Source organism: Rubellimicrobium mesophilum DSM 19309 (assembly GCF_000600335.2).
GTDB classification, from domain to species: domain Bacteria; phylum Pseudomonadota; class Alphaproteobacteria; order Rhodobacterales; family Rhodobacteraceae; genus Rubellimicrobium; species Rubellimicrobium mesophilum.
Genome location: NZ_KK088588.1, coordinates 22,961 through 31,412 on the forward strand (window position 1 = coordinate 22,961; position 8,452 = coordinate 31,412).

Annotated in this window: 10 protein-coding genes and 2 pseudogenes; 4 read left to right on the top strand and 8 right to left on the bottom strand. The window is 67.7% G+C overall.

The annotated features are described in order from the left end of the window. Nucleotides 1-53: 53 nt before the first annotated feature. The 5 genes and pseudogenes from RUMESO_RS15620 to RUMESO_RS27305 form a co-directional block, all read right to left on the bottom strand. A pseudogene (locus RUMESO_RS15620) lies at nucleotides 54-1,164 on the bottom strand (ABC transporter ATP-binding protein). Further along, nucleotides 1,164-1,973 (bottom strand): ABC transporter permease, encoded by an 810-nt coding sequence (locus tag RUMESO_RS15625; protein ID WP_037281472.1) that lies wholly within the window; start codon nucleotides 1,971-1,973, stop codon nucleotides 1,164-1,166. The pseudogene RUMESO_RS15620 and the gene RUMESO_RS15625 overlap by 1 nt, the downstream one beginning before the upstream one ends. Then, nucleotides 1,970-2,908: an ABC transporter permease gene (locus tag RUMESO_RS15630; RefSeq protein WP_082484127.1), complete on the bottom strand. Its 939-nt coding sequence runs from the start codon at nucleotides 2,906-2,908 to the stop codon at nucleotides 1,970-1,972. Before RUMESO_RS15630 ends, RUMESO_RS15625 begins: the two co-directional genes overlap by 4 nt. A gap of 10 nt (nucleotides 2,909-2,918) precedes the next feature. Beyond that, nucleotides 2,919-4,061: a polyamine ABC transporter substrate-binding protein gene (locus RUMESO_RS15635; protein WP_051521382.1), complete on the bottom strand. Its 1,143-nt coding sequence runs from the start codon at nucleotides 4,059-4,061 to the stop codon at nucleotides 2,919-2,921. A 104-nt stretch (nucleotides 4,062-4,165) separates the two neighbouring features. Then, nucleotides 4,166-4,726 carry a LysR substrate-binding domain-containing protein gene (locus tag RUMESO_RS27305; RefSeq protein WP_245639299.1) on the bottom strand — a complete coding sequence of 187 codons (561 nt, stop codon included), beginning with the start codon at nucleotides 4,724-4,726 and terminating at the stop codon, nucleotides 4,166-4,168. On the opposite strand from RUMESO_RS27305, the gene RUMESO_RS27310 reads away from it, so the two are divergent. Beyond that, nucleotides 4,704-4,964, top strand: coding sequence for a hypothetical protein (locus RUMESO_RS27310; protein ID WP_245639300.1), 261 nt, complete (start codon nucleotides 4,704-4,706; stop codon nucleotides 4,962-4,964). The genes RUMESO_RS27305 and RUMESO_RS27310 overlap by 23 nt on opposite strands. On the opposite strand, the pseudogene RUMESO_RS27315 reads toward RUMESO_RS27310, so the two are convergent. Continuing rightward, nucleotides 4,935-5,078 (bottom strand): annotated as a pseudogene (locus RUMESO_RS27315) (LysR family transcriptional regulator); the annotation flags it as partial. The gene RUMESO_RS27310 and the pseudogene RUMESO_RS27315 overlap by 30 nt on opposite strands. A 104-nt stretch (nucleotides 5,079-5,182) precedes the next feature. Between RUMESO_RS27315 and RUMESO_RS15645 the strand changes: the two are divergent. Next, nucleotides 5,183-5,992, top strand: coding sequence for a creatininase (locus RUMESO_RS15645; RefSeq protein ID WP_037281473.1), 810 nt, complete (start codon nucleotides 5,183-5,185; stop codon nucleotides 5,990-5,992). A gap of 346 nt (nucleotides 5,993-6,338) precedes the next feature. On the opposite strand, the gene RUMESO_RS15650 is transcribed toward RUMESO_RS15645, so the two are convergent. Both RUMESO_RS15650 and RUMESO_RS27890 read right to left on the bottom strand, forming a co-directional pair. Beyond that, entirely contained in the window at nucleotides 6,339-7,553 is a 1,215-nt protein-coding gene (locus tag RUMESO_RS15650; RefSeq protein WP_037281474.1) for a M24 family metallopeptidase, read from the bottom strand. Between the two features lie 157 nt (nucleotides 7,554-7,710). Then, a complete protein-coding gene (locus tag RUMESO_RS27890; RefSeq protein ID WP_281177569.1) occupies nucleotides 7,711-7,839 on the bottom strand; it encodes a hypothetical protein in 129 nt (42 codons plus the stop codon). On the opposite strand from RUMESO_RS27890, the gene RUMESO_RS28600 reads away from it, so the two are divergent. Both RUMESO_RS28600 and RUMESO_RS15655 read left to right on the top strand, forming a co-directional pair. Then, on the top strand, nucleotides 7,823-7,891 hold the full coding sequence (locus RUMESO_RS28600) for a hypothetical protein (RefSeq protein ID WP_425414917.1): 69 nt from the start codon (nucleotides 7,823-7,825) through the stop codon (nucleotides 7,889-7,891). The two genes, RUMESO_RS27890 and RUMESO_RS28600, sit on opposite strands and share 17 nt — an antisense overlap. Before the next feature lie 332 nt (nucleotides 7,892-8,223). Next, nucleotides 8,224-8,452 (top strand): transposase (locus RUMESO_RS15655; protein ID WP_037277707.1); only part of this gene is annotated, 229 nt, incomplete at its 3' end.

The following is an 8,452-nucleotide window of genomic DNA, read 5'->3' on the forward strand; positions in this document are numbered from 1 at the left end:
GACGCGGCCGGCCCTTTCGGACCGGCCGCGCGAGTTGACCCTGCCCCGGACCGTCAGGCGGCGGCTGGAAGGAGATGCGCCTGTTGGACAGGCCAGGAGACGAAGACGGGCTGGCCCGTGCGTATCTCGATCTGGGCGAGCTCGGCGTGGCTCTTCTGCGCCTTGAGCTCGGTGCCGTCGGCCGCCTCCATGTGGACCGTCGTGGTCGCGCCGACGAACTCCTCGCTCACGACCTTGGCCTGGATGACGTTGAGGTCCCCCGCCGGGGGCGTCGCGCTAAGGCTCACCCGGTCGCCGGACACCGTGAAGGTCACGGGCTCCCCAGCCGAGAGCGCGCGCGCCGCCGGGTCGACGCGCAGCCGCCCCGAGGCGGTCTCGACGACGGCATGGGCGCCGTCGCGGCCGATCACCTTGCCGGAGAAGATGTTGGCCGAACCCAGGAACTCGGCGACGAAGCGGGTGCGCGGGGCGCCGTGGATGTCGCGCGGGCTGCCGACCTGCTCGATCCGGCCACGGCTCATGATGACCACCCGGTCGGCCATCGAGAAGGCTTCCGAATGGCTGTGGGTCACGTAGACGAAGGTGATGCCGAGCTGCCGCTGGAGGTCCGCCAGCACCGCCTGCATCCGCACCTTGAGATGCGCGTCGAGCGCCGAGAGCGGCTCGTCGAGGAGCAGGATCTCGGGCTCGGTCACCAGCGAGCGGGCGAGCGCCACGCGCTGCCGCTGGCCGCCCGAGAGCTGGGTCACGTCGCGCTCGGCGAACTCGGCGATCTGCAGCCGGTCGAGCCAGTGCATCGCCCGACGCTTCCGCTCGGCCGAGGCCATGCCGCGCATCCTGAGGCTGAACTCGACGTTCTCGCGCACGTTCAGGAAGGGGAAGAGCGCGAGGCTCTGCCAGACCATCGGCGTGTCGCGGCTCCAGGTCGGCAGGTCGTTGATGCGCTGTCCGCGAAGGCGGATCTCGCCTTCGGTCGGGGCCTCCAGCCCCGCCAGCATCCGCAGCGTCGTGGTCTTGCCGCAGCCGCTCGATCCCATGATGGCGAGGAACTCGCCCTTCTGGATCGTCAGGTCGAGGTCCTGCACCGCGACGAAGGCCCCCGAAGCGCTTCGTCACCTTGTCGAACTCCACGAGGGGTCGTCCCGTCATGTCGTGGCCTCCCATCAGGGGTTGGGCTCCGGCGCCGGGCGCCGGAACAGGAGCAGTTGAGCGAGGATCACCAGCGTCATCGAGGCCAGGAAGACGAAGGTCCCGATCACGTTGATCCGCGGACTGACCTGGCCCTGGAGGAAGCCCAGGACCTTCACCGGCAGGGTCTCGTTCAGGCCCGAGACGAACCAGGCGATGGCGAACTCGTCGAAGGAGACGGCCATGGTGATGAAGAAGGCCGCCAGGATCGCCGGCCGCGCGAAGGGCAGGATGACATGGGCCATCGCCTGCCATTCGGAGGCGCCGAGGTTCCAGGCCGCCGCCTCGAGGTCGGGGTCGATCTGCGACAGGCGCAGCCGGACGATGGCCATGGCGAAGGGCGCGCAGATGACGATATGCGCCAGGATGACCGACCAGCTCAGGCCCGAGAGGCCGATGCGCGACAGGAAGGCCAGCATGGCGAGGCCCATGATGACCACCGGGATCGTCGGCGGGATCAGCGCCAGGGCGAGATAGACGGTCTTGCCGAAGAACCTGTAGCGGTAGTCCGTGTAGGCCGCCCCGAAGCCCAGCACCGTGGCCGCCAGCGAGACGGCGACCCCGGCCACGAGGGTGTTCCAGAGGCCGTCCCAGACCAGCGGGTCCGCCGCGACCGCCCGATACCACTCGGTCGAGAAGCCGCCGAGGGGGAGCGAGGGGAATCGGTCCTCGTTGAAGGAGAAGACGAAGCTCGCCGCGATGGGCGCGAAGACGAAGGCGAAGCAGGCGAGCACGTAGAGCCGCAGCGCCCAGTCGATCAGGGGGTTCCGGTTGACGTCGGTCATCGGGCGCGTCCCTTGTAGGCGTAGCCCACGGCGCCGAAGGCGGCGGCGAGCAGCGTGGCGATCATGGTGAGCGCGATCACCGCCGCGCGGGGCCATTGCTGCCCGGCCTTGGTCGTGTCGGTGATCATGATGGACAGCGTCGGAGGGTTGCCGCCGCCGAGGTAGAGCGGGCTGACGAAGTCGCCGAAGGTGAGGATGAAGCAGAACAGCGCCGCGATGACGAGGCCCACCCGCGCCGAGGGGACTACCACCTCGAGGATCGTGCGGAGCCGCCGCGCGCCCATGTTGTGCGCGGCCTCGATCAGCCGCCGGTCCACGAAGACGAGGCTGAAGAGCTGCAGCAGGACCACGAGTGGGAAGGCCAGCGTGAGGTAGCCCACCATCGTCCCGAAGGTGTTGTTCAGCATCGGGACGGGGCCGAGCCCCACCCGCCCGAGCAGGGCGTTGATGATGCCGTGGTCCGACAGGAAGATCTGCCAGGAATAGACCCGCACCAGATAGCTGGTGAAGAACGGGATCACCATCAGGAAGGTCGCCCAGCGCCGCGCGCCCTCGGAGAGCTTGAAGGCGATGGCGTAGGCGCAGGGAAAGGCCAGAAGGCTCGTGAGAGCCGCCGCCCCGACCGCCAGCACGAGGGTGCGGAGGTAGGTCTGCCAGAAGACCGGGTTGGAATAGACCGTGGCCCAGTTCACGAGGTCGAAGTCCGGTCGCATCTGGAAGTTGCGGACCGTCCAGAAGCTGAGCGCGACCAGGAAGGCGAGCGGGGCGAGGAAGAACAGGAGCTGCCACGCCAGGAGCGGCAGGGAGAAGGTCAGGCCGTAGAGCGTGACGCGCCGCCGCCTGGGCGGGGGCTTCTTCGCCGCCCCCTTGGCGGGCCGTCCAAGGGACCCGGGGGCCCCCTGGAGCGGCAGGTTGGTGGCGTTGTAGTGGAACATCCCCGCGCCCTCAGTTGCCCTTGTAGGCGGACCAGGCGTCGGCCCATTCCTCCAGGCTCTGCTGGATGGGAAGCTGACGGTACTGGATGCGGCCCGAGCGGATCAGGTCCATCGCGTTCGACTGGCCGAGGACCATGTTCTGCCGCCGCGCCTCCTCTGGCGCTGCCTGGCCGAGCAGCTCCCAGCCCTTCTGGTTCGGCACCATCGCAGGGTAGGCCGCCATGGTCGCCGACTTCACCTGGCCCTTCGCCGAGGTGATGTACTGGATCCAGGCCTTGGCGAGGTCGGCCTTGGCCGATCCCTTCCCGATCGAGAAGGACTCGGTCCATTGCAGGCCGCCCTGCTCGGGGATCACGCTGCGGACCTTGGCGCCGTTGCGCTCCAGAACGCCGGTGATCCAGTCGCCGATCCCGGCGAAGGCCAGCATCTCGCCGCTTTCCAGGGAGGAGAAGGTGCCGCCGTAGTCGAAGAAGCCGCCGACGTTGGGCCGGAGCGTCATCGTCCTGTCCTGCACCGCAGCCCAAGCCGCCGCGTCGATGTCGTAGGGCGAGGCGTTGCCGGCGAGCAGGCTCATCTCGCCGTAGTTGGGCAGGTGCCAGTCGAAGTGGCCGAGCTTGCCCTTGAGCCGCTCGTCCCAGAACACGTCGTAGGTCGAGGCCTCGGCCTCGGTCAGCGCGTCGGTGTTGTAGGCCACGCCCAGGAAGCCGAAGCGCGTGATGACCGAGTAGAGCTGCCCGTCGACCCAGTGGCCGGGGAACTGCTGGAACTCGGGGAAGAACTCGTCGAAGGCGTAGTCGGCCGGGTCGAGCGGCTCGATGTAGCCCATCGCGTTGAGCTGCTGCACGTATTCGGCGTCCGAGAGGATCACGTCGAAGGTGCCGGGCGGGGACTGCGAGATCAGCGCCAGCATGTTGTCGCCGCCGGTGTAGTACTTGGGCACGAAGCGGACGTTGTTCTCCGCCTCGAACTCGGCCACGACATCCGGCTCGGCATGGCCGTACCAGGCGAGCATGGTGAGCTCGGTCGGCTCCGCAAAGGCCCGGCGGCTCAGGAAGGGGGTGGCGAGGGCGGCGCCCCCCAGGGCTGCGGCCCCGCGAAGGAAGCCTCGGCGGGACGCGAGCGAAATCCCCTTCGGAACGAGATGCGTGGTCATGGTGTCCTCCCTCCCGGCTTCCAGGGCCGGGTGTTTCTACGGGGAGGAGCCTAGGACCGGCCGGTCCATATCAGAAATTCATCTTCCTAATGCCGGCATTTGCGTCAGTAATGCACGGGCGCCTTGCGGAAATCGTGGAGCCCCCCGGCGACGGCCTCGTCGAGCTTGGCGACCAGATGGCTGACGAGGTGCAGCCCCGCCTCGGAAAGCCGCGGGTGATTGTAGAAGAGGCCCACGCGGATTTCCTCGAGCTGCGGAAAGCCGTCCTCCTGCCCCAGGACCCGCATCCCGTCGAGGAGCGTCGGCCCGGTGAGCGCGCTCACGCCGATCCCGTTCAGCACCGCGTTCTGGAGGCCCATGATTCCGGGGTCCGAGTAGACGATCCGCCAGGGCCGCCCCGCCGCCCTGAGCGCCTGGATCATCCGCTCGCGGTAGGCGCAGCCCTCCGGATGCGCGGCCAGGGGCACCGGGTTGAGCTTGCGGACCGAGAGGCCATGGGCCGCCGCCCAGATCGGCCGCTCGACCCAGGCGCGCGACAGCAGCCGCGTCCGCTCGACCGTCGTCATGGCGATGACGATGTCGAGCTCGTCCCGGTCCAGCTCGGCCAGGATGACCGGGCTCAGGTCGCAATGGATCTCGAGCGTGACGCCCCGGTTGCGGCGCATGTACTGGGTCAGCGACCCCCTGCAGGAACGTCACCGCGTAGTCGCTGGGCAGCCCCACGCGCAGCACGCCGGACAGCGTGCTGCCGCGCAGGAGCGACGCCGCCTCGTCGTTGAGCCGCAGGATGTCGCGGGCGTAGCGCAGCAGGAGTTGCCCGTCCTCCGTCAGCTCGATGTGGCGGCTCTTCGGGACGAAGAGAGGCGCCCCGACGAGCTCCTCGAGACGGCGCATCTGCAATGAGACGGCGGGCTGCGTGCGCCCCAGCGTCTCCCCCGCCCGGGTGAAGCCACCAAGGTCCACGACGGTCACGAAGGAGCGCAGCAAGTCCGTCTGCAAGTTGGTGACGGAGGTCATCCATTTTCCTCCCTTATACCTTGATGAGGATAATAAATTTCTTTCATCCCGCAACGTCCTCCTACTGTCCGGCCAAGCCCCTGAGGCCCCACGAGGAGGACATTATGACATCCCAGAGCGCCTTCGCGGCCGAGCTGGCCTGGCCCGACTACCACGCCCGGGTGCGCGGCGGGCGCACCCCCATCCTGCTGCCCCTCGGCTCCATGGAGCAGCACGGATGCCATATGCCGATGCACGTCGACGTGCTCCTGCCCTCCGAGTTCGCCCGCCGCGCGGCCGAGCGGATCGGCGGCCTCGTCGCGCCGCCCTTCACCTACGGCTACAAGTCGCACCAGAAATCGGGCGGCGGCAACCACATGCCGGGGACCGCGAGCCTCGACGGCGCGACGCTGGTCGCCCAGCTCCGCGACGTCCTCAAGGAGTTCGCGCGCCACGGCGCCCGGCAGATCTGCCTCGTGAACGGCCACTTCGAGAACTCCTGGTTCATCGTCGAGGGCATCGACCTCGCGCTGCGCGAGCTGCGCTGGGATGGGATCGAGGACCTCCGGGTGGTGGTCCTCTCCTACTGGGATTTCGTGGACCAGCAGACCATCGCGCGCCTTTACCCGGACGGCTTCGCCGGCTGGGACCTGGAGCATGGCGGCGTGCTGGAGACCTCGCTGATGCTGGCACTCTACCCGGACCTCGTCCACATGGACCGGGCGGTGGACCATGCCCCGGCGACCTTCCCGCCCTATGACGTCTATCCCGTGAAGCCCTCCCGCACCCCGGCGAGCGGCACCCTCTCCTCCCCCCGCGAGGCCACGCGCGAGAAGGGCGAGATCCTCCTTCGGGTCTGCACCGACGGCATCGTGGCGGCGCTGCGCGAGGAGTTCGGCCTTCCCGAACCGGTCGCCGTCCAAGCGGCGGAGTGACGCCGAGGGCGGACCCCCGCCCCGCGTCCTACTGGGGTCTGGGTGGGGTCCGTCGCGAGGTCGGCGCCGGCATGGCAGCCTTGGCGCGACACCGGATCGGGACGGATCGGCGCGCCCCGATCCGGGGTCGCCGCAGCGCTGTTCCTCCCGGCCGTTAGCCGTTTCTTCACCTGTCCCTGCTACGGTGGTTCCGTCCCTGGGTTGCCGCCCGGCGGGGTAGGGGAAGTTGCGCCCTCTGACTGGGCCATGGCACCTCGCCGCAAGCCGGTCCAAGGCCGCTGTGGTCGAACCCAACCAACGCGAACGACCCCGCCTGTCGCGGGGCCGCGCAGATGCCATCTCAGGCTCAGTTGCGGATGACGTTGTGCTCGGGGCCGAAGGGGAACTTGGTGATGTTCTCCGCCCCATCCTCGGTCACGATCAGTATGTCGTGCTCGCGGTAGCCGCCCGCCCCGGGGTTGCCGTTCGGGATCATCACCATGGGCTCCATGGAGACGACCATCCCGGGCTTCAGCTCGGTGTCGATGTCCTCCCGCAGCTCCACGCCCGCCTCGCGGCCGTAGTAGTGGCAGAGCACCCCGAAGGAATGCCCGTAGCCGAAGCTGCGATACTGCAGCAGGTCCCACTGCCGGTACATCTCGTTCAGCTCGGCGGCGATCTCGTTGCACTTCGCCCCGGGTCGGATCAGCTCCAGCCCCCGCCGGTGGACGGCCACGTTCTTCTCCCAGATGTCGAGGCTCGCGTCGTCCACGTGGTCGCAGAACATCGTCCGCTCCAGCGCGGTGTAGTAGCCGAAGATCATCGGGAAGCAGTTGAGCGACAGGATGTCCCCCGACTGGACCACGCGATTGGTGACCGGGTTGTGCGCGCCATCGGTGTTGATGCCCGACTGGAACCAGGTCCAGGTGTCCATCAGCTCCACATAGGGGAACGACCTCGCGATCTCGCGGATCATCGCATTGGTCGAGGCGATGGCGACCTCATGCTCGGGCACGCCCGCCCTCACCGCCTCCGCCACCGCCGCGCCACCGACGTCGCAGACCCGCGCGCCCTCGCGGATGAGCCTCCGCTCCTCCTCGGACTTGATGGTCCGCATCCACATCGAGGGCTGGCCCACGTCCACGAACTCCACGCCCGGCAGCGCCTCGCCGAGCTGACGTCGGAAGTCGAGCGAGACGTGGTCGAACTCGATTCCGAGGCGCCTCACGCCCGGCAGGTTCTGGCGCACCGCACGGTAGAAGTTGTCGCGCCGCCAATCGGTGTAGGTGATGTTGTCGCCGAAGCTCCGTCGCCAGGGCTGGCCGCCGTCGATCCCGGCGGACACCGTCAGCGCCCTGTCCTGGGTGACGATCATTCCGTATCTCCGGCCGAATTGGCAATAGAGCCAGCCGGAATAGTAATTGATGCAATGATAGGACGTGAACAGCGCGGCATCGACGTCGTTCTCGGCCATCCATGTCCGGATATCGCCTTGCCGTCGGCTCATCTCGGCCTCGGAGAAGGGTGAATATTCCTTATCCCCGTTGTGCCATCCCATTACGTGCAGCATGTCCTCGGCCATGGCACCTCTCCTCCCATTGCAGGAACCTCGTTATGGGAAAGGGCTATGACAGAAGGGGCGGATGCAGAAATTTGTTTTCCTGATGCCGCTATTTGCTCAGGATATGCGCGGAGGGCGAGCGGGCCGCCCCGTCGCCCGGGCGTCGTCGGCAGGATCCTCAGGACGTCGCCCCGTCCGGCATCGAGAGCAGCCTCGCCGCCGAGGGCACGATCCCGGGAACGAACAGGTGCGAGATCGCCAGGGCGAAGCGACCATTGGCGGCACAGGGCATGACTTGGAAGGCCATCGCTGAGACCCTCAACGTGTCAGAGCAGTCCGTTTATCGGGTCCTGCGGTAGCAGGGCGGCTGAGGGACCTTTTTGCGCCTACAGTTGCCGGGAACTCGCCAACTGCCCTCGCCTTCGCTGTGATGGCTGGACCGATTGTGCTATGCTTGACACAGGGGAAGGCCATCCTGCCCGACAGCCGGATGCACGCTTCGTACTTGATCTGCTGCCCGGCTCCGCCAGCTTGCGCCGTCCTCGGCGTAGCAGCGTTGTTTCGCCAAGAGTCGGGGGAGCCAAATGATGATTACGGAACTCATTTTCGTGGCGTGCCTGAGCGCCAATCGGCTCTGTTGCGCAAATCCTGCGGGATTCCTCTTGGAGGCTGAGTGGGTTAGTGGATGAGGATGCCCAAGCCTGACCCTCCGACCTACCGCACGACCAACTGGCGCGCCTACAGTGAAGCCCTGAAGCAGCGCGGCTCGCTTTTGGTCTGGTTTGATCCCGAGATGGAGTGGATCGCCGCCCCGAGTGGCCGGCGCGGGCGTCCGACCACCTTCTCGGATGCTGCCATCCAGGCGTGCCTGATGTTGAAGGCGCTCTTTGGGCTGCCGCTGCGCCAGACGACCGGGCTGG

What these genes read in the sequence shown, in the direction of transcription:
- RUMESO_RS15625 (WP_037281472.1), bottom strand. Translation starts at nt 1,973, where the DNA reads ATGACCGACGTCAACCGGAACCCCCTGATCGACTGGGCGCTGCGGCTC.
- RUMESO_RS15630 (WP_082484127.1), bottom strand. Translation starts at nt 2,908, where the DNA reads ATGTTCCACTACAACGCCACCAACCTGCCGCTCCAGGGGGCCCCCGGG.
- RUMESO_RS15635 (WP_051521382.1), bottom strand. Translation starts at nt 4,061, where the DNA reads ATGACCACGCATCTCGTTCCGAAGGGGATTTCGCTCGCGTCCCGCCGA.
- RUMESO_RS27305 (WP_245639299.1), bottom strand. Translation starts at nt 4,726, where the DNA reads ATGCGCCGCAACCGGGGCGTCACGCTCGAGATCCATTGCGACCTGAGC.
- RUMESO_RS15645 (WP_037281473.1), top strand. Translation starts at nt 5,183, where the DNA reads ATGACATCCCAGAGCGCCTTCGCGGCCGAGCTGGCCTGGCCCGACTAC.
- RUMESO_RS15650 (WP_037281474.1), bottom strand. Translation starts at nt 7,553, where the DNA reads ATGGCCGAGGACATGCTGCACGTAATGGGATGGCACAACGGGGATAAG.
- RUMESO_RS27890 (WP_281177569.1), bottom strand. Translation starts at nt 7,839, where the DNA reads ATGGCCTTCCAAGTCATGCCCTGTGCCGCCAATGGTCGCTTCGCCCTG.